Origin of the sequence: Allobosea sp. 2KB_26 (assembly GCF_052115715.1) — a bacterium.
Classification (GTDB): domain Bacteria; phylum Pseudomonadota; class Alphaproteobacteria; order Rhizobiales; family Beijerinckiaceae; genus Allobosea.
The window spans coordinates 99,425-117,825 of record NZ_JBFRHE010000010.1 but is presented as its reverse complement, the minus strand read 5'-3'; the positions used below and the strand labels follow the sequence as shown (position 1 = coordinate 117,825).

General features: G+C 65.0%; 17 protein-coding genes and 1 tRNA gene. 12 read left to right on the top strand and 6 right to left on the bottom strand.

The genetic code is table 11. The annotated features are described in order from the left end of the window. The first annotated feature begins 2 nt into the window (after positions 1 to 2). The 9 genes from AB4099_RS23735 (at position 3) to AB4099_RS23695 (ending at position 10,741) form a co-directional block, all read left to right on the top strand. Complete coding sequence (locus AB4099_RS23735; protein WP_113518690.1) at positions 3 to 368, top strand: response regulator; 366 nt, start codon at positions 3 to 5, stop codon at positions 366 to 368. Next, positions 365 to 2,419, top strand: coding sequence for a chemotaxis protein CheA (locus AB4099_RS23730; RefSeq protein ID WP_441479841.1), 2,055 nt, complete (start codon positions 365 to 367; stop codon positions 2,417 to 2,419). The genes AB4099_RS23735 and AB4099_RS23730 overlap by 4 nt, the downstream gene beginning before the upstream one ends. Continuing rightward, a complete protein-coding gene (locus AB4099_RS23725) occupies positions 2,419 to 2,901 on the top strand; it encodes a chemotaxis protein CheW (RefSeq protein WP_441479840.1) in 483 nt (160 codons plus the stop codon). Before AB4099_RS23730 ends, AB4099_RS23725 begins: the two co-directional genes overlap by 1 nt. Before the next feature lie 54 nt (positions 2,902 to 2,955). Further along, positions 2,956 to 5,160 (top strand): HAMP domain-containing methyl-accepting chemotaxis protein, encoded by a 2,205-nt coding sequence (locus AB4099_RS23720; protein ID WP_441479839.1) that lies wholly within the window; start codon positions 2,956 to 2,958, stop codon positions 5,158 to 5,160. A gap of 85 nt (positions 5,161 to 5,245) precedes the next feature. After that, entirely contained in the window at positions 5,246 to 5,725 is a 480-nt protein-coding gene (locus tag AB4099_RS23715) for a chemotaxis protein CheW (protein WP_441479838.1), read from the top strand. A 17-nt stretch (positions 5,726 to 5,742) separates the two neighbouring features. Continuing rightward, on the top strand, positions 5,743 to 6,615 hold the full coding sequence (locus AB4099_RS23710) for a CheR family methyltransferase (RefSeq protein WP_162768470.1): 873 nt from the start codon (positions 5,743 to 5,745) through the stop codon (positions 6,613 to 6,615). After that, positions 6,612 to 7,718, top strand: a complete 1,107-nt coding sequence (locus AB4099_RS23705; RefSeq protein ID WP_441479837.1) for a protein-glutamate methylesterase/protein-glutamine glutaminase — start codon at positions 6,612 to 6,614, stop codon at positions 7,716 to 7,718. The genes AB4099_RS23710 and AB4099_RS23705 overlap by 4 nt, the downstream gene beginning before the upstream one ends. 29 nt (positions 7,719 to 7,747) lie before the next feature. Continuing rightward, positions 7,748 to 9,472: a coiled-coil domain-containing protein gene (locus AB4099_RS23700; RefSeq protein WP_441479836.1), complete on the top strand. Its 1,725-nt coding sequence runs from the start codon at positions 7,748 to 7,750 to the stop codon at positions 9,470 to 9,472. A 171-nt stretch (positions 9,473 to 9,643) separates the two neighbouring features. Beyond that, entirely contained in the window at positions 9,644 to 10,741 is a 1,098-nt protein-coding gene (locus tag AB4099_RS23695) for a linear amide C-N hydrolase (RefSeq protein WP_113517999.1), read from the top strand. 166 nt (positions 10,742 to 10,907) lie between these two features. Here AB4099_RS23695 and AB4099_RS23690 read toward each other — a convergent pair whose 3' ends face one another. Together AB4099_RS23690 and AB4099_RS23685 are read right to left on the bottom strand one after the other, a co-directional pair. Continuing rightward, complete coding sequence (locus tag AB4099_RS23690; RefSeq protein WP_441479835.1) at positions 10,908 to 11,912, bottom strand: SphA family protein; 1,005 nt, start codon at positions 11,910 to 11,912, stop codon at positions 10,908 to 10,910. A gap of 444 nt (positions 11,913 to 12,356) precedes the next feature. After that, positions 12,357 to 12,443 (bottom strand) — tRNA-Leu (locus AB4099_RS23685). Positions 12,444 to 12,586: 143 nt separating this feature from the next. Between AB4099_RS23685 and AB4099_RS23680 the strand changes: the two genes are divergently transcribed. Further along, complete coding sequence (locus AB4099_RS23680) at positions 12,587 to 13,591, top strand: complex I NDUFA9 subunit family protein (RefSeq protein ID WP_441479834.1); 1,005 nt, start codon at positions 12,587 to 12,589, stop codon at positions 13,589 to 13,591. A 12-nt stretch (positions 13,592 to 13,603) separates the two neighbouring features. On the opposite strand, the gene AB4099_RS23675 is transcribed toward AB4099_RS23680, so the two are convergent. Next, positions 13,604 to 14,593: a quinone oxidoreductase family protein gene (locus AB4099_RS23675; RefSeq protein WP_441479833.1), complete on the bottom strand. Its 990-nt coding sequence runs from the start codon at positions 14,591 to 14,593 to the stop codon at positions 13,604 to 13,606. Positions 14,594 to 14,693: 100 nt separating this feature from the next. On the opposite strand from AB4099_RS23675, the gene AB4099_RS23670 reads away from it, so the two are divergent. Then, the gene (locus AB4099_RS23670; RefSeq protein ID WP_113517995.1) at positions 14,694 to 15,080 is read left to right on the top strand and encodes a winged helix-turn-helix transcriptional regulator; all 387 of its coding nucleotides are present in this window, start codon (positions 14,694 to 14,696) and stop codon (positions 15,078 to 15,080) included. Between the two features lie 106 nt (positions 15,081 to 15,186). On the opposite strand, the gene AB4099_RS23665 is transcribed toward AB4099_RS23670, so the two are convergent. Beyond that, positions 15,187 to 16,182, bottom strand: coding sequence for a 2-hydroxyacid dehydrogenase (locus AB4099_RS23665; RefSeq protein WP_113517994.1), 996 nt, complete (start codon positions 16,180 to 16,182; stop codon positions 15,187 to 15,189). Positions 16,183 to 16,373: 191 nt separating this feature from the next. Between AB4099_RS23665 and AB4099_RS23660 the strand changes: the two genes are divergently transcribed. Beyond that, on the top strand, positions 16,374 to 16,919 hold the full coding sequence (locus AB4099_RS23660; RefSeq protein ID WP_441479940.1) for an SH3 domain-containing protein: 546 nt from the start codon (positions 16,374 to 16,376) through the stop codon (positions 16,917 to 16,919). Positions 16,920 to 16,931: 12 nt separating this feature from the next. Here the strand turns inward: AB4099_RS23660 and AB4099_RS23655 are convergent, their stop codons facing one another. Further along, positions 16,932 to 17,711, bottom strand: a complete 780-nt coding sequence (locus AB4099_RS23655) for a YbaY family lipoprotein (RefSeq protein ID WP_441479832.1) — start codon at positions 17,709 to 17,711, stop codon at positions 16,932 to 16,934. Between the two features lie 84 nt (positions 17,712 to 17,795). Continuing rightward, complete coding sequence (gene irrA, locus AB4099_RS23650) at positions 17,796 to 18,260, bottom strand: iron response transcriptional regulator IrrA (RefSeq protein WP_069877765.1); 465 nt, start codon at positions 18,258 to 18,260, stop codon at positions 17,796 to 17,798. Positions 18,261 to 18,401: the final 141 nt, after the last annotated feature.

Genomic DNA, 18,401 nt, shown 5'->3' with positions numbered 1-18,401 from the left:
GCATGGCGTCAATTCTGACTGTCGACGATTCTCCGAGCGTGCGGCAGATGATCAAGCTTGTGCTCGCTCCTTCCGGCCATAAGGTCGTGGAGGCGGGTGATGGTTCCGAAGGCTTGGCCAAGGCGAAGGCAGAGCGTTTCGATCTCGTCATCACCGACCTGAACATGCCGGTGATGAACGGCCTGGAGATGATCCGGGGCCTGCGTGCGCTTCCGTCCTTCACGGGGGTGCCGATCGTCTTCCTCACGACCGAGTCCGATGACGGGGTCAAGCAGCAGGCGAAGGCTGCGGGCGCGACCGGCTGGATCACCAAGCCCTTCAAGCCGGAGCAACTGCTTGCGGTCGTCACCAAGCTGGTGCGGGCATGATGGAGCTCGATCCGGCCGAAACATTCAGGCAGGAGGCCAGCGATCTGCTGGACAGTCTGGAGGCGGCGCTGCTCGATCTCGGTCAGACGCCCCAGGATAGCGATCTGATCGACGCGGCTTTCCGGGCGCTGCACACCATCAAGGGCTCGGGGGCGATGTTCGGCTTCGACAGGGTCGCCGCCTTCACCCATGATTTCGAAACCGCCTTCGACCTGATCCGCAAGGGCAAGATCTCGGCGGATCGTGACATCATCACCGTCTCCCTGGCCGCCAAGGACTATATTCGCGCGCTGATCGACGATCCCGACTCGACCGATCCGATCATTGGCGAGGCGATCGTCGAAGAACTCCAGGCCCTGATCGCCACGGGCGCGACGGGAGGCACGGCGTCGCCCGTCGGTGCTGCCCTCGGCGAGCCTCCCGCCGTGGCCGCAGCAGACGGCGCAGGCTGGCTGATCGAAATCGCCTTCGAGCCGGATATCCTGCGCAACGGGACCAATCCGCTGGTCCTGCTCGACGATCTTCGTGCTCTTGGCTCATGCAGTATTCGTGCGCATCTCGACGGCGTGCCGGAACTCGGAGCGCTCGATCCGGAGACATGCATGATCGCATGGACAGTCGAGCTCGAGGGGGGCTGTACGCGCGAGGACATCGAGGACGTCTTCATGTTCGTCCGCGATGAGATGAAGCTTGAGATCACGCCGCTCAGCCTGGCGGGATCGGCGGATGCGAAGCGTCCCGCGACCGTGGATATCGACGCAGTCGCTGCGGCGGCAACCGTCGCCCCTGCCGTTGCGAAGGAGTTGCAGCCGGCCCTGACGGAGCGTGCCGCTGGCGAACGGAGCGAGGGCGCCCGTCGCGGTGAGGACAAGACCTCGACCGTCCGCGTTCAGGCCGAGCGCCTGGATGAGTTGATGGACCGCGTGGGCGAACTCGTCATTGCGCAGGCGCGGCTCAGCCAGCTCGCGCATTCCGGAACAGACCTCGCGATCAAGTCGATCGCCGAGGAAATCGAGCGCCTGGCGTCCGGCCTGCGCGATTCCACCATGGGAGTGCGCATGGTGCCGATGGGCTCGCTCTTCGGCCGCTTCCGTCGCCTCGTGCACGACCTCTCGCGCGATCTCGGCAAGCCCGTCGATTTCGTGACTGTCGGCGAGGATACCGAGCTCGACAAGACCATGATCGAGCGTCTTGCCGATCCCTTGGTCCACCTCATCCGCAACGCGATCGACCACGGCATCGAAGCGCCTGCGGCTCGCGCCGGCACCACCAAGTCGCCGACGGGGCGGATCGAACTCGCGGCGCGCTATGTCGGGGCGCAGGTGCTCGTCACCGTGCAGGATGACGGCGCCGGGCTCGACGCGGCCCGCATCCGCGCCAAGGCCGAAGAACAGGGATTGATCGCGGCCGGGACGCCCCTGAGCGAACACGAGATCCACCAGTTCCTGTTCCATCCCGGCTTCTCCACCGCCCGGACGATCTCCGCGCTGTCGGGCCGCGGCGTCGGCATGGACGTGGTCAAGCGCACGATCGAGGCCATGAGGGGCACGATCGATCTCGCCACCGTGCCCGGCTATGGCAGCACGGTGACGCTGCGGCTGCCGCTGACGCTCGCCATCATCGAGGGTCTGCTGATCCGTGTCGGCGAGGGGCGCTACATCATTCCGCTCTCGGCGGTGGAGGAATGCGTCGAACTGACCGCGGCCGAGGATGCTCGGGCGCGCGGGCGCAACTTCCTGAATGTGCGCGGCGACCTCGTGCCATTCCTGAGGCTGCGCGATCTCTTCGAGGCCGACGGCGAGGCCGACCCGCATCAGAAGGTCATCATCACCACGATGGGGGATACGCGCGTCGGCCTGGTCGTCGACCAGATCATCGGCAGCCACCAGACGGTGATCAAGTCGCTGTCCAAGCTTCACTCCGATGTCACGATGTTCTCGGGCGCCACCATCCTTGGCGATGGTTCCGCTGCCCTCATTCTCGACGTCGCCCAACTCGTTTCGCTCGGCCAGAGCCGCGCCGAGACCGAAAAGACACCGGAGGCGGCGTGATGCAGATTCAGGCGCAAGGCGGCGCTGGCCACGGCCCTCACGCGGCAGCGGAGACGCGGCTTCAGGTTCTGATGATCGGGCTCGGCAGCGAGATCTTCGCGATCGAGGCCGACATGGTACGCGAGATCATCGACCCGGTTCCCGTCACCCGGGTTGCGGGCGCTCGCGCCTTTCTGCCGGCTCTGATCAATGTGCGCGGCAATGTCATCCCCTTGGCGGATTTGCGTCTGCGCTTCGGCATGGCGCGACGAACCGACACTGCCGACACCCGCATCGTTGTCGTGGAGATCGAGATCGACGGCGATCCCGTCGCGCTCGGGATCATGGCCGACAAGGTCTACGAGGTCACCGAGATTTCAACCGCCCAGATCCAGCAAACACCGCGTCTGGGAATGCACTGGCGGCCGGAATTCATCCGTTTCATCACCAAATGGAACGACGAATTCGTCATCGTTCCCGATCTCGAGAAAATTCTGAGCTGAAGCGCTGTCCATCCAGCGCATGACACCCTTCACGTTGCTTATCGGGGACTGACTATGAGATTGACGATCAAGACTAAACTGGCCGGTGCCTTCGGCATGGTCATTGCCCTGTCCATGGTGGCGGGCGGACTTTCCTATCAGAAGCTGTCCGACATGTCCGAGACGCAGGGCGTCTTGATCAACTGGACCAACCGGCTGGATCAGATCAGCGACGTTCGCAGCATGATGAACCGGTCGGTTCGCTCGGAAAAGAATGCCGTCATGGCGGCAACCGAGAAGGAAACACTCGCCCACGCAGCGAGTGCGGTCCAGAACCGCCTCGACGCCGTGAAGCTCAAGGAACAGATCCAGACCCAGGCCAGCGACGCCGGCAAGCGCCGTTGGGAGGCCCTGACGCCGAAGATCAATCGCTTCTTCGCGGCGCAGGACGAGGTCATCCGCAACGCCAAGCTGAATTCGAACAACCGCGCCGCGGAACTCTGGGTCAGCGAGATGACGCCGCTCATCCAGGGCGTGACGGTCGCCTCGACGGCGGTCCTGAACGAGCTCACCAAGCCTTCCGCTTCGCCCGAGGCGCTGCGGCTGGCTCTCGATTTCCAGTCGGTGCGTCTGGAATGGCTGCGCTTGACGCGGTCGATCGGACAGTTGTTCGGCGCGACGACTGTTGCCGATGTCGAGAAGCTGCATAAATCGGCTGAGGAACAGGCTCGCGACGTCCGCGCCGCGCTCGCCAAGGCTGCGGCCCCCATTGCGGAGCAGGGCGTGTCGCCGGCAAATATGCTTGCCGCCTTCGACAAGGGCATCGATTCAGCGCTCCGGATCGCAGCCGTCGCCGGCGAGGCGGGAAACATCAAGGCAAGCACGCTCTCGATGGGCGAAGGCAGCGAGGCCGTCACCGACATGATGGCGGGGCTGGATGAGTATACCGACTTCATCAAGCAGTCCGCCGCTGGCGCGGCCAAGGAAGCCAGCGAACAGGCGGCCTTCGCCAAGACGCTGCTCATCGGCATCATTCTGGGTTCACTGCTGATCGCCATCATCGCCGCCACCTGGATTGCCCTTGCGATCAGCCGCGGCCTGTCGAGCGCAGTCGGTCTCGCCAACGCGGTTGCCATCGGCGACCTCGGACAGTCGATCTCCGTGAAGAGCAAGGACGAGATCGGTGACCTCGTCACCGCGCTGAATACGATGACGGCGAATCTCAACGACACGGCCGCTGTCGCCAACGCGATCTCCAATGGCGACCTGACGGTCGAGGCCAAGAGGATGTCGGAGAAGGACACGCTCGGCATCGCTCTCGAGAACATGGTCGAGAAGCTGCGTGATGTCGTCGGCCAGGTGACGAGCGCCGCCGAGAACATGTCTTCAGGCAGCCAGGAACTGTCGGCCAGCGCCGAGCAGCTCTCGCAGGGCTCGACCGAGCAGGCCTCTTCGACCGAGGAAGCCTCCTCGTCGATGGAGGAGATGGCGGCCAATGTGAAGCAGAACGCCGAGAACGCCAGCCAGACGGAGAAGATGGCCTCGCAGTCGGCGAAGGATGCCGAAGCCAGCGGCGTTGCCGTCGGCAAGGCGGTCGACGCGATGCAGACCATTGCGGCCAAGATCAACATCGTCCAGGAGATCGCCCGTCAGACCGATCTGCTGGCGCTGAACGCAGCGGTCGAAGCCGCCCGTGCCGGCGAGCATGGCAAGGGCTTCGCGGTGGTCGCCTCGGAAGTGCGCAAGCTCGCCGAGCGCAGCCAGGCCGCTGCGGCGGAAATCGGGACCCTGTCGGCCGATACGGTCAAGGTCGCCCAGGAAGCCGGCTCGATGTTGGCCAGGCTGGTGCCCGACATCAAGAAGACCGCCGAGCTTGTCGAGGAGATCACCTCCGCCAGCCGCGAGCAGGATGTCGGCGCTGCCCAGATCAATCAGGCGATCCAGCAGCTCGACAAGGTGACGCAGCAGAACGCAGCTGCCTCCGAACAGGTCTCCGCGACCTCCGAGGAGCTCTCGGCTCAGGCCGAGACGCTGCAGGCCACGATTGCCTTCTTCCGGCTCGATGAAGGCAGCCCGCGCAAGACCACTCAGCGCCCGGTTGGGGTCGACAGGGCGGTTACCCAGTTGCGCGGCAAGGCCACGGCCATGGCAAGCGCGATCCAGCTGAAGAAGGCGCCCGTCTCCGGGTTGCGCCCAGCCAAGAAGGTCGTCAATGGCGGTTTCGCCTTTGACATGGATGGCGGCGAGGATCAGCACGACGCCGCGTTCCACCGCACCTGAGCGGATACCGGCCCCGCCGATGAGGCGGGGCCGGTCCTGCTGCCCTTCAATCCGCCGCGCTTCCCTGCCGCATCGCGAGTCTTCCATGGCCGACACCGCCCAATACCTGACCCTTGGCATCGATCAGGAGCTCTTCGGTATCGATATCCGCAATGTCCGCGAGATTCTCGACATGCGTCCGATATCGAAGTTGCCACATGCGCCGGCCTTCCTACTCGGCATGATCGACGTTCGCGGCGCCGGCTATCCGATCGTCGATCTGCGGACCAAGCTCGGGCTGCCGCGCGCTGAGCCGACCGACGCGACGCGCATCATCATTCTGGACGTGCCGGTCAAGGGCCGCACGCTGGGCGTCGGCTTCGTCGCCGATCGGGTCTTCGAGGTCACGGGGCTCGACGCCGACCAGACCGAAGCCGCTCCCGATGTCGGCGGTCGCTGGCAGTCGAACTACATCGCCGGGATCGGGCGCAAGGGTGAAGCCTTCATCGTCGTCTTCGATCTCGAGCGCCTGATGGAAGCCGACGGCCTCCCCCTGGCTGATCTCGCCGCCGACAAGGCAGCCTGAGACCGATGGGGCCAACGATGTCGCACTCTTCGGACTATCTGGCTGACAAGCATTTCTCCGCCATTGCCGCGATCATCGAGAGCCGCGTCGGCATCAAGTTGCCGCCGACGAAGCGCACCATGGTCGAGGGGAGGCTGCGCAAGCGCGCCCGCGCGCTTGGTTTGGCGGGGGTGTCCGGCTACGGCGCCCATCTGTTCGAGCGCGGCGGGCTCGACGACGAGCTTGTTCACCTGATCGATTGCGTGACCACCAACAAGACTGATTTCTTTCGCGAGCCGAGCCATTTCGAGTTTCTGCGCAATGTCGCCGTTCCACAATTGCTGCGGCGGCATGGCTCGCTTCCGGCCGGCCTGAAGGTCTGGAGTGCCGCCTGCTCGACAGGAGCGGAAGCCTACACGGTTGCAATGGTGCTGCAGGACCTGGTGAATGCCGCCAAACCGATCCGCTTCTCGATCCTGGGCACCGACATCTCGACAGAGGTCCTGCGCGAGGCGAGAGCGGCCATCTATCCACGTGCCTTCGTCGCTCCGGTGCCGTTGGCCATGCAGCAGCGCTATCTCATGAGATCGAAGGATCCGCGGCAGGACGTCGTCAGGGTCACGCCGGAGCTGCGCCGAAAGGTCCATTTCGAGCGGCTGAACCTGATGGACGAGAGCTATCCGTTCGACCGGGATGTCGACGTCATCTTCTGCCGCAACGTGCTGATCTATTTCGACGGGCCGACTCAGAGGGCTGTCATCGAACGCCTGGTGTCGCATCTGCGCCCCGGCGGATACCTGATGCTCGGTCATTCCGAATCGATGGCGGGCAGTGGCATCGCCGGACTTCAGCAGGTCGTCCCGACCGTCTACCAAGCCGATCCCGCCGCGCTCAGGAGGTCAGCAGCATGACCCGCCAACCGATCCGCGTGCTCATCGTCGACGATTCCGCCTCGGTGCGCCAGGTCCTCAGCTCGATCCTGAACGACGACCCGGGCATCGAGGTGATGGGAACGGCGGCCGATGCCTTTGCCGCCGTGCGTCGCCTGCAGAACGAATTGCCCGATGTCATGATCCTCGACATCGAGATGCCGGGCATGGACGGGCTCACCTTCCTGCGCAAGATCATGGCGCAGCGGCCAATTCCAGTGATCATCTGCTCGACCTTGACCGAGACGGGATCGCGGGCGCTATTCGATGCGCTCGAGGCCGGCGCGGTCGACGTGCTGCCGAAGCCGCGGATCGACACGCGCAACGCCCTGATCGAGACGGCAGACCGGCTCAGGCATTCCGTCAGGGCAGCCGCGCAGGCGCGGCTGCGTCCCAGGCAGGCGCGCCTTCCTGTCGAGAAGAAGCTGACCGCGGATGTCATCATGCCGCCGCCGGTCCCGGGACGTGCCCGCAGCGAGACGGATCGCATCGTCTGCATCGGGATTTCGACCGGCGGTACAGAGACCCTGCGGGAGGTTCTCACCGCTCTGTCGGTCACGTGCCCCGGCATTGCGGTGGTACAGCACATGCCCGAGAAGTTCACAGCGGCCTTTGCCCGGCGGCTGAACGGCATTTGCGCGGTCGAGGTCAAGGAGGCCGAGGATGGCGACGAGCTTCGCGCCGGCCGCGTCCTGATCGCGCCGGGAAATCGTCACATGCTCCTGCAGCGCTCCGGTACGCAGTATCGCGTCGCCATCAAGGACGGCCCGCATGTCTCGCGTCACCGCCCGTCGGTCGATGTGCTGTTCCGCTCGGCGGCGCAGTATGCCGGTGCCAACGCACTTGGCCTGATCATGACCGGCATGGGGGATGACGGTGCGCGCGGGTTGCTCGAGATGCGCAAGGCCGGTGCGCACACGCTCGCGCAGGACGAGGAGAGCTGCGTCGTCTTCGGCATGCCGAAGGAAGCCATCGAGCTTGGCGCAGCCCAGCGCGTGATCGGCCTTGCGCGGGTGCCACAGGAAATCATGGCTTGGCCGCATCTCGGGCGCGGCGCGGCAGGCGACGTCGCCCAAACCGCCTGAGGCTGAAATCGCAATGCATTGGGGGCAGAATGTTCCGGGATAACGACGGACTATCGAGGTTGATCCAGTCGCTCGACGCGAATGCGCGCGCGATCGATGTGACCTTCGCCACGGCCGGGCAGCAGCTTGGCGAGGGCCTGACGCTGTTCCAGGCGTTGAACGAGCAACTCGGCGCCTTGTCGGGCGAACTCGCGGGCAACGAGATCGAACAGGCCCGTGCGGCACTGCATCGCCTCGCCGGCGAGCTGCGTACGCTGAATGACGACTTGTCCGCTGAAACCGGCGCGCTTCAGGACCTGTCGATCCATAGCCACAACGCGTCCCAGGCTCTGGAGCGGCTGCTCGAGCATATGCGGCTCATCACCATCCTCGCACGCAGTGCGCGGATCGAGGCGATCTCCATTCCGGTGGTCGGGAGCGATTTCGGCGACTTCGCCGGCGAGATCGGCACGCTGACCACGCAGGCCCAACGCACGATCGAGCGTTGCGCGCGCGATCAGGCGCAGCTCTGCAGCCTCCTTAATTCCGCGCTGACGGCGCAGCGCGAGTTCGAAGGACGCTATGGCAGATCCCTGGCAGCCCTGGCGGGCAAGCTCGGCCAGACGCTGGCGGAGGTCATCGAGCGCCAGCGCCGCAGTGTCGCGCTGACGGAAGAGGCTGCTGCGATCTCGGGCCGCATCACAGTGGCGACCGGAGGCGCCATCATCGCTCTCCAGTCCGGCGACAGCATGCGCCAGAGGCTCGAGCATGCCATTTCCGGGCTGCGCCTGGGTGAGGGGCCTGGAGCGACCGGCGACCTGGACGGCGAGACACGTGCCGCCTGTGTCAACGTGCTGCTCCGGCTGCAGTCGGCGCAGCTTGAAGCAGCGTCAGGCGCTCTCGGTCCCGATGTCGAAGAGATCAACAGCGCGTTGATCCTGCTCGACCGCGAGACCACGGAACTGATCGATCTCGTCAGGTCGCTCTATCGCGGCGGCAATGGCGGGGCTGCATCCTTCCTGGTGGAACTGGAGGCCGATCTGGCCGAGGCCTCAGTGCTACTCGGCCGATGCGACATCGCCCGCGCGGGCGTCGATCGCGTCACCGAGGCTGTGGCGAGCGTCCTCGATACCTGCCAGGGCACGGTCGAGGCGCTTGCTGCGACTGCCGCGAATATCGTCCTGATCGGCATGAATGCAGGGCTGCGCGCGGCTCGTCTCGGCACGGGCGGGCGCAGTCTCGTGGTGATCGCGCAGGAGCTTAAAATTGCAGCCGATCAGGTTGCTACCGATTCGCGCAAGCTGACTCCAGCCTTCACGCAGATGCAGGCGGCCTCATCGGTGCTCACATGCGAAGGGCGGCTCGATGCGGCCTATTTCGCCTCGCGCGACCTGACGATGCGCAGTTCGCTCGCAACCATGCGCCATAGCGGCGATCGGCTCGGTGCGAGCCTGGACGCGCTGCTGCGGGAGGGGGAACGGTTCGGCGCCGCGATCGAGCAGGCCGGGTTGTCCTTCTCGAGCACCGGAGCCATGCGTGACCTCATCACGGGGGCGGCTCATGAACTGCTGCGCACGGTTGGAGCACGCCTGCCGGAGACGCATCAGCTTGCGCGGGTCGGGGACTTCATCGAGCAGGAAATCTGGCCGAACTACACCATGGCGGCGGAACGCCAGATCCATGCCGCCGTGCTCGAGGCGTGCGGATTGGCGACCGGGGCGCGCGCGCCGGTTGCGGTGCCTGCGGACGCCGACGTCGATGAATTCCTGTTCTGAGCCTGTGCGATCCGGCGGTCCTTAGCGCCATTCGGGGGGCATCGGTATTAAGCGCAGGTTTACTGATTTTCTTCTTTTCACTCAAAAGTTGAGCGCTGCTCCGATCTCTTCATCATTGTTGGGCTCCTCTCTCCCTAACAAGACAGCCGCATTACCTTGGAGAAACGTGGCATGCGTCTGGGCGGTTGGGGATTTGTTAAACGGGGCATCGCGGCCGTGATGGCCGGCTTGATGGCCGGGGTGATGCCGGTTCAGGCCTGCACGAATATTCTTCTGATGGCGGCGGATGGAACGCCGGTCTATGGCCGCACGCTGGAATACGCGATCGAGACCCAGTCCGATGTCGTCGTCGTGCCGCGCAACTTCGAGTTCGTTGGAACGCGCCCGAGCAACGCGCCCGGCATCAAATGGACGTCGCGCTACGCTTTCGTCGGCGTCATGAGCTTCGGCCAGCCTTTCGTCTCCGACGGCATGAACGAGAAGGGGCTCGCCGGGGGCGCGCTCTATTTCCCCGATTTCGCCAGCTATACGCCGCCTGAGAAGGCGGACGGACGCACGGCGCTGGCGCCGTGGGAGTTCCTGAGCTGGGTTCTGTCGAATTTCTCGACCGTTGCCGAGGTGAAGGCGGCGCTCGACAAGACTGCGATCATCGATCTGCCTGCGCCGATCGTGAACTTCACCTTGCCCTTCCATTTTCCGATCCATGATGCGACCGGCGCCTCGATCGTCATCGAGCCGATCGACGGGAAGCTGAAGGTCTATGACAACCCAATGGGTGTCCTGACCAATTCGCCGCCCTTCGACTGGCACCTCAACAACATCCGAAACTATGTGAAGATGTCGCCGGTGGCTGCCGACCCATTGAAGATCGGCGGGAAGACGTTTGCACCGTTCGGTCAGGGCTCCGGCTTGCTCGGCATCCCGGGCGACCCGACGCCGCCCTCGCGCTTCATTCGCGCGCTCGGCTATGCCGCGTCGGCCAAGCAGCTTCCAGATGGTCCGCAGACCGTGCGCCTTGTCGAGCACATCATGAACAATTTCGACATCCCGATCGGCTTCATCGACTCGGCTGCGAAGGGCGGTGAGCTCGAATACACCCAGTGGACCTCGGTCGCCGACTTGCGAGCCAAGAAATACTACATCAAGGGCTACAAGGATCAGGTTCTGCGTGCGGTCGATCTGAACAGCTTCGATCTGGATGCGAAAGCACTGCGGGTTGCGCCCTTCAAGATCAACCTGACCCCGCCGGCGCTCGAATTCGCCAAGTAGCAGGCCGGCAAGTAGCAGGTAGGCAAGTAGCAGGCACGCAAATCGCAGGCAGGCGACATCGGCCCTTCGGGCCGGCTGCATAAGCTGGCGCCCGAACAGGGGCCTCCTGCAAGCTGAACTCTGAATGGCCGCGCCGGCAAGACCGGCGCGGCCATTCGTCCATTGGCTATCGAGACGCGGTGAGGGGGAGTGACACCGTGAGCAGACCCACCGTCCCGCGCGCCCTGTTTTCCACGCTGAACTCGCGCAGCACCCTGATGCGCGCCGAGATCGGCGTTTTGCCGATCTCGAAATTATACGCGATCGTTCCGCCGAGTGCCGTGGTCCGTCCCTTGTAGGCGCCGAGCTGGGCGCCGGCGCCGCTGTCACCCGTGACCTGCTGATAGTGGTAGCCGATGATGCCGGCCGAAATCGCGCTGGTGATGGCCTTCGATGCGGCCCACTCGACGTGAAACTCGGTTCCCGTCCTATAGTCCGTCGCGTGATTGGTGCCGTTGAAGGTCACGCCGACCGCCGTGGAGAGGTCGATGCCCGTTTCCGGATCGAACCAGGTCAGGGCGCCGGAGAGATCGCTCGCCCAGCGATGAAAGGCGAGGTTAGCGAGTTGCCCATTGCGGTAGTCGCGGACAGGGACATTGACCAGCGCCGTTGTGCTCCAGTGGAACTTGCCGGAATGCCATCCCAATGTAGCGGACAGGACGGGGTCGCCGACGATGGTCGCCTTGTCGCGGAGCGAGCGTCCGATGATCGTGTTCGTGCGCGGCGAATCGAGCTCGACGCCTGCCGAGACCGCGACACGCCCGACGGGCAGGACGGCGCCCACCGCGAGATTGCCGCCAAAAGCCTGCCACGGCGTCACCCAGGTTCCATTCAGGAAGTCGGCACGCGCCTGACTGCGCACATTCGCGACGACCCTGCCGCCCGTCGGAAGCGATTTCCGGGCATCGAGCTTCGCGTCGTAGGAATAGGTGTCGCTTTCGAAATAGAACCCGGGCGGAGGCAGATATCCCGCCATCGGCCCACGACCGCCGAGGAGATAGAAACCCGTGCCGTTCTCTGCTGCCTGCGCCGCATGGGGCGCGAGGCCCCAGCAGGCTGCCGCACCGGCCGCGACAAGCGCGCGCGCCGTCCTCAACCCAAGCGCTGTGCGCTTGGCTCCCCCTCGAAGCATAGCCCCGTCGCCCCTCACCATGCGGCAACGCCGCTCGCCAGCCGAATCAATGACGCGACGTTAGGGTGTTTCCCGTCACGATGGATATGCGGGGCATCACCCCAGTTCCGGTTTTGCTCTGCTTAAGGCGCTGTGCGGAGATGAGGGCACCGCATGGGCGTGCGTGAAGCTCGCGCTGACGATGACAGTCTTGCCGCCCGACGTCGCTGCGCCCCTTGTCCGTAGTTGTGATGGTGGTGAAATGGGGGCTGGCGGCTGCGTCACGGCGCGGCCGCGCGCGACCTTGCAAAGGTCGGCGGGCGCCCGGATCATCATGTCGTCATATCCCCCCTTGGTAGCGAGGGGAGTGGTCTTGCAATCGACTTTTGCAGAGCCGTGCTGCTGAAGGCAGTCGGCCATAAGTCTTTACAAAACCGAACTCTTCGACGCCGAAGCGATAAAGAGTGGTGCCCAGGAGAGGACTCGAACCTCCACGCCCTTGCGAGCGCCAGCACCTGAAGCTGGTGCGTCTACCAATTCCGCCACCTGGGCAACGGCGGTTCGTTTACGGGGGCGGATGGAGGCTGTCAACGGGGATATCGAGCCGGCATGCGCCTATCTGTGGAATGTTCGCCTTCACAGCGCAGGTTCGATCCACTAGGACAGCGGCAAGTCCTCGGCGGAGCTTGAGAAATATGGCCAACCAGACCCCGTCCTCGCAGCTGATCACGGTTTTCGGCGGCTCCGGCTTCATCGGCCGCCATGTCGTGCGCGCATTGGTCAAGCGCGGTTACCGCGTGCGCGTCGCGGTGCGTCGGCCCGATCTGGCCGGGTTCCTGCAGCCGCTCGGCACTGTCGGGCAGATCATGTCCGTGCAGGCGAATCTGCGCTATCCCGATTCGGTTGCGGCTGCGGTTCGTGGCGCCGATGCGGTGATCAACCTCGTCGGCATCCTGCAGGAGGGCGGCCGGCAGAGCTTCTCGGCGGTTCAGGCCAATGGCGCTCGCGCCGTCGCACAGGCCTGCGCTGCCCACGGCATCGCCCGTCTGGTCCAGGTTTCCGCAATTGGCGCCGCGCGTGAATCACGGTCCGCCTACGACCGCAGCAAGGCGGAAGGCGAGGCTGCCGTTCTGTCGCTGGTTCCCTCGGCCATCGTCCTGCGCCCCTCGATCGTATTCGGGCCGGAGGATTCCTTCTTCAACCGCTTCGCTTCGCTCGCCCGGATGCTGCCTATCCTGCCGTTGATCGGCGGCGGCGAGACCAAGTTCCAGCCTGTCTTCGTTGGCGATGTCGCCGAGGCTGCGGCGCGTGCCATCGACGGGACGATCGCTGGCGGCCGAATCTACGAACTTGGCGGGCCTGAGGTCAGGAGCTTCAAGGAGCTGCTGACCTATGTGTGCGAGGTGACCGGCCGCAAGCGTGTGTTGGCACCGCTACCGTTCCCGCTGGCGCGGCTTCAGGCGCGCATTCTGGAGATCGTCAACGCCCTGACACTCGGCCTGCTGCCGGACGAGCTGATGCTGACGCGTGACCAGGTCACGCTGCTTGAGATCGATAATGTCGTCTCGAAGCAGGCGAAGGCGGAGGGGCGTTGCTTCGAGGGAATCGGAATCACCCCGACCTCGGTTGAGGCCGTGGTGCCGTCCTATCTCTGGCGTTTCCGCAAGACGGGCCAGTTCGACGCAGCCCGCGTCGGCTGAAGCGAGCTTCGCTCACGGCACCAGCACGATCTTGCCAGCCGAACGCCGGCTTTCCAATGCTTCATGTGCGGCGGCCGCTTGCTCCAGGGGGAAGCTGCCGCCCGAAAGCACGGTAAGCTCGCCGCGCTCAGCCAGGTCGAATAGCGTGGCGAGGTCGGCTTTGATCTCCGCAGCGGCCAGCAGCGGCAGCAGGCTGAAGCCGACAAGCGATTGATTGCTGAAGATGAGGTTCTGCAGTTGCGACATGTCCAGTCCAGGATCCCGGGTGTTCAGCGCTCCGAAGAGGACAATGCGCCCCGAGGGAGCGAGCAGCTCCAGGCTGGTCAGCGTCACGTCCCCGCCCGCTGATTCGTAGATGACGTCGGGCCCTGCGCCGCCGGTTTCGGCCCGGACCTGAGCGCCCCAATGGGGTTGCATGTAATCGACGCCCGCGTCGGCCCCGAGGTCCCGGGCGAGGGCGAGCTTGGGCTGGGAGCTTGCGGCGGCGATGACACGTTTTGCTCCTGCGCGCTTGGCCATCTGCACGAGCAGGCTGCCGACGCCGCCTGCCGCGGCATTGATCAGGACGGTCTTGCCCGCAGGCTGTGTCTGGCGAACGAGATGGAGCGCTGTCAGGCCCTGCACCATCAGGGCCGCGGCCGTCTCAAGCGGAAGGCCCGGTGGGAGCACGACGACGTGAGCCGCATCAACCGCGACATATTCAGCGTAACCCCCTGAGAAGATGCCGGCTGCGAAGAGCGGGACGGCGACCCGCTCACCGAGTTGAAAGCCCGGGGCGCCTTCGCCTAGCGCTTCGATCGTGCCGGCGATCTCGACGCCGGGGATCATCGGCAGAACGGGCGTTGCGCCATAGCGATCCTGCCTCTGCAACGTCTCGAAGAAATTGACCCCGGCTGCACGGACGCGGATCAGCACCTCGCCGGGGCGGGGGAGCGGCTTCGCGACGTCGGTGGGTATGAGCCTATCGGGGCCGCCAAAGCGGTTGATCTGGATGGCCTTCATGGGCGCCTCGCGACAGTGAATGATCCTGCCGGGCGTTCTGGGCTATGATGCGGTCCAGCGACTACACACCGATTTGTCTCTTACAGACCGGAAGGTAACCATGGCTGATCCGATGAAGCGCCTGCCGGTACAGCCGGTCGAGCGCGCGCTGAAGGTGATTGCGGGACGCTGGAAGGCGATCATCCTCTACCAGCTCTTCGATCAGCCGAGGCGTCTCACGGAGTTGAAGGGGCAGATGCCGCGGATCAGCCAGAAGGTCCTGATCCAGCAACTGCGCGAGATGGAGGAGCATGGGCTCGTCCGTCGCGAGATCTTTCAGCAGGTGCCGCCGCGCGTTGATTATTCCGTGACCGCGCTCGGGCTCAGCCTCGAGCCGATCATCCGGTCCCTGTGTGTCTGGGGGCGCAAGCACGCGGCCGATCTCGACGATCTCGCCAGCCTCTCGGAATGCCGACTTCCTCCAGCCGAACGAGTTGCTGCAGCCTGACGTCGCCTTCCCAAGTCCGTGGCCCAAGTCCGTGGCCCAAGTCCGTGGCCATTGCGGTGGACCCAGGCGGTGCTGGCGGGCTGTTCTGGACCGAGAGGGCCGTCGCTTACAGCATGCTCGGCAGGACACGGTCCGGCGGCTTGTGCCCGTCCATGAAGGTCTTGATGTTGACGATGACCTTCTCACCCATATCGGCGCGGCCTTCATGCGTTGCCGAACCCATATGGGGTAGCACGACGATCTTGTGGCTGCGGGCCAGTTTGAGCAGGCGCGGGTTCACCGCAGGCTCGTGCTCGAACACGTCGAGGCCGGCGCCGGAAAGTTCGCCCGCTTCCAGCATACGCGCGAGGGCCGTCTCGTCGACGATCTCGCCGCGCGCGGTGTTCACGAGGATGGCATCGGGCTTCATCAGCTTCAGGCGGCGGGCCGAGAGCAGGTGATAGGTCGCCGGTGTATGCGGGCAGTTGATCGAGACGATATCCATCCGCGCCAGCATCTGGTCGAGCGAGTCCCAGTAGGTCGCGTCGAGCGCCTCCTCGATGCGCGCATCGACGCGCCGGCGGTTGTGATAATGGATCGAGAGGCCGAAGGCCGCGGCCCGCTTCGCCACCGCCTGGCCGATCCGGCCCATGCCGACAATGCCGAGACGCTTGCCGGTGATGCGGCGGCCGAGCATCCAGGTCGGCGACCAGCCGCCCCATTCATCGTCCGAGATGATGCGGGCGCCCTCCGAAATCCGCCGCGCCACGGCCAGGATGAGGGCGATCGTCATGTCGGCCGTGTCGTCCGTCAGCACGCCTGGAGTGTTGGTCACGGTGATGCCGCGCTGCACGGCGCTGGCGACATCGATATTGTCGACGCCATTGCCGAAATTGGCGATCAGGCGCAACTGATCGCCAGCCTGGGCGATGATCCCGGCGTCGATCCGGTCGGTCACGGTCGGAACCAGTACATCGGCGGTCTTGACCGCCTCGACCAGCGCAGCCTGGCTCATCGGGGCGTCGTCGATATTGAGACGGGCGTCGAACAGCTCGCGCATGCGCGTTTCGACGACGGCCGGCAGCTTGCGGGTGACCACGACCAGCGGCTTCTTCTTCGTCATTGACGGCTCCTCTCCCCGCAGCCCTGCGACAACGCCGCCGTTCCGCCTCAACCCGCCATTAACTAAGGCGTATCAGGAATGAGGACGACGTGTTCACGCGCTGGTTCGTGTCTAGAAGGCGGCGCGTCGGATGACAACATGACCCTTCGCCGGGTACCCGGACCATGGCGGAGCACGAAATTGATGCGGAGATGGTGCGGATGAGCGGTCTGATGATGCGGAGCCTGGTTTTGGCGGCGGCAATGCTCGCAAATCTCGGCTCAGGCTCGGCCGTTCTCGCCCAGGATATGACGGCCGGTTCGGTGACCGGGCTGCCGATCCCGCGCTATGTCAGTCTGAAGTCGGACCGGGTCAATCTGCGCGAAGGCCCCTCCAAGGAGCATCGCACGAGCTGGGTGTTCCAGCGTGCCGGTCTGCCCGTCGAGATCACCGCCGAATTCGAGACCTGGCGCCGCGTGCGCGATGCCGACGGCTCGGAGGGCTGGGTGCTGCACAGCCTGCTCTCGGGGCGGCGCACGGCCCTTGTCGCCCCTTGGTCGAAGGTCAAGGACGAGGTCTTCACGCTCCATGCGAACGCCGACGCCGGATCGGCCGTGACCGCCCGTCTGCAGCCGGGCGTGATCGTCAATGTGGTGAACTGCGCGAATTCCTGGTGCCGCGTCGGCGTCGCCAAGATGAACGGCTATATCAAGCAGGAGCGTCTCTGGGGGGTCTACCCGAACGAGAAGGTCGACTGACCCCGTTTCGCGCTACATCCTGGCGAGGCGCATGATCGGCGAGCCGCCCGCATCCAGCAGGACGAGCTTGTCCTGCCGCTGGTCGATGCGCCAGCCGCGAGCGGCTTCCAGCGCTGCGAAGAACTTGCTTTCCTGATTCATCGCAGCCGGCGTGCAGGCCATGCGCGTGGAGGCGAGCGGGCCGAAGGCGATCTGGGACCCGCTGATCGTCGCGCTGCCGCTCATGCGGTTGCAGCCGCCCGTGCCACTGACCTTGCCGTCCGCCGCGAGCTCAAGCACCGATTGCAGCCTGTCCATTACGCCGCCGCCGCGAATATCCTCGGCAAGCCAGCGCCCGACCGGGGTGGCCGGTCGCGGCGCCTCTGCCTGCTCGCTGGCGACATGTTCGACACGGATCGTCGTGTCGTTGCGTCCGCCGGCGAAGATGGTGTGGCGGGTCGTGTTGATGAACAGCAGGCGCTCGCCATCGGTAATGCGCGCCTGCAAGGCATAGGTCCGGCGCGGCTTGATCTGCGCGCGGTCGAAACGCAGCGTGTAACGGATCGGATTGCGGCGGGCCCGAAGGCGTGTCTCGGCAATCGTCTTGGCGGGCGCGTCGGCCAGCGAGACATCGAGGAGGCGGACCTCGACGATTGCGGTCCGTGGCAGCGCGATGCGCTCGCGGAAGACCACCGTTCCGCGCAAACTCATAGGCGCAGCGATCGCGCTTCCGGCGGGAGTGACCAGCGCCAGGGCCATGAGGCCGGTCAGGCTGCGGCGGGAGATCAGGGGCTTGCTCGGCTCATTGGTCACGCATTGTCTCCTCTCGACGCGACAATGCCCGCGCAGAGGGCGCGCAGCATCGGTGTGCTGTGAGTGAAGGCTGGACGCGTTGCGTCAGCCTGCGATCTTGCGCAGACGCACGACGACATCGACGCGGGCGATTTCGTAACCTGTCGGAGGCTCCGGCAGCGCAGCGACGTCGACCGCCGAGGCAGGAATATCGATCACCGTATTCTCGCCATCGACCACGAAATGATGGTGGTCGCTATTGTCCGTATCGAAAAAGGTCTTGGCGCCGTCGATCGCGAGCTCGCGCAGCAGGCCGGCCTGGGTAAACTGGTGCAGCGTATTGTAGACGGTCGCAAGCGACACCGGCACGCGCGCCTTCATCGCTTCTTCATAGAGCATCTCGGCATTGACGTGCCGGTCGCCCTTGGCGAACAGCAGCCAACCGAGCGAAACGCGCTGCCGTGTCGGACGAAGCCCGACGCGGCGCAGCCGCTGGCGAACGTCATGGAACGGACAGCCCTGCCGATCGCTCGATCCGTAGCCCTGGTTCTGGGAGATCAGATCGCTCATGCGCAGGCTCGGTCCTTCTGGTTTGCAATGATCGCCGTGCCGCGATGATGCGGCGCCTAGTTTAGATGAGATGTAAGGCTTTGCTTTCGCGCTCGCAAGCTTCCGCCAGCCTCCTGACAGGATTCGGGTGCCTCTCCACGC

Bases quoted from the DNA above. Each gene is read 5' to 3' on its own strand.
- AB4099_RS23735 (WP_113518690.1), top strand. From the start codon at position 3: ATGGCGTCAATTCTGACTGTCGACGATTCTCCGAGCGTGCGGCAGATG.
- AB4099_RS23730 (WP_441479841.1), top strand. From the start codon at position 365: ATGATGGAGCTCGATCCGGCCGAAACATTCAGGCAGGAGGCCAGCGAT.
- AB4099_RS23725 (WP_441479840.1), top strand. From the start codon at position 2,419: ATGCAGATTCAGGCGCAAGGCGGCGCTGGCCACGGCCCTCACGCGGCA.
- AB4099_RS23720 (WP_441479839.1), top strand. From the start codon at position 2,956: ATGAGATTGACGATCAAGACTAAACTGGCCGGTGCCTTCGGCATGGTC.
- AB4099_RS23715 (WP_441479838.1), top strand. From the start codon at position 5,246: ATGGCCGACACCGCCCAATACCTGACCCTTGGCATCGATCAGGAGCTC.
- AB4099_RS23710 (WP_162768470.1), top strand. From the start codon at position 5,743: ATGTCGCACTCTTCGGACTATCTGGCTGACAAGCATTTCTCCGCCATT.
- AB4099_RS23705 (WP_441479837.1), top strand. From the start codon at position 6,612: ATGACCCGCCAACCGATCCGCGTGCTCATCGTCGACGATTCCGCCTCG.
- AB4099_RS23700 (WP_441479836.1), top strand. From the start codon at position 7,748: ATGTTCCGGGATAACGACGGACTATCGAGGTTGATCCAGTCGCTCGAC.
- AB4099_RS23695 (WP_113517999.1), top strand. From the start codon at position 9,644: ATGCGTCTGGGCGGTTGGGGATTTGTTAAACGGGGCATCGCGGCCGTG.
- AB4099_RS23690 (WP_441479835.1), bottom strand. From the start codon at position 11,912: ATGCTTCGAGGGGGAGCCAAGCGCACAGCGCTTGGGTTGAGGACGGCG.
- AB4099_RS23680 (WP_441479834.1), top strand. From the start codon at position 12,587: ATGGCCAACCAGACCCCGTCCTCGCAGCTGATCACGGTTTTCGGCGGC.
- AB4099_RS23675 (WP_441479833.1), bottom strand. From the start codon at position 14,593: ATGAAGGCCATCCAGATCAACCGCTTTGGCGGCCCCGATAGGCTCATA.
- AB4099_RS23670 (WP_113517995.1), top strand. From the start codon at position 14,694: ATGGCTGATCCGATGAAGCGCCTGCCGGTACAGCCGGTCGAGCGCGCG.
- AB4099_RS23665 (WP_113517994.1), bottom strand. From the start codon at position 16,182: ATGACGAAGAAGAAGCCGCTGGTCGTGGTCACCCGCAAGCTGCCGGCC.
- AB4099_RS23660 (WP_441479940.1), top strand. From the start codon at position 16,374: ATGGTGCGGATGAGCGGTCTGATGATGCGGAGCCTGGTTTTGGCGGCG.
- irrA (WP_069877765.1), bottom strand. From the start codon at position 18,260: ATGAGCGATCTGATCTCCCAGAACCAGGGCTACGGATCGAGCGATCGG.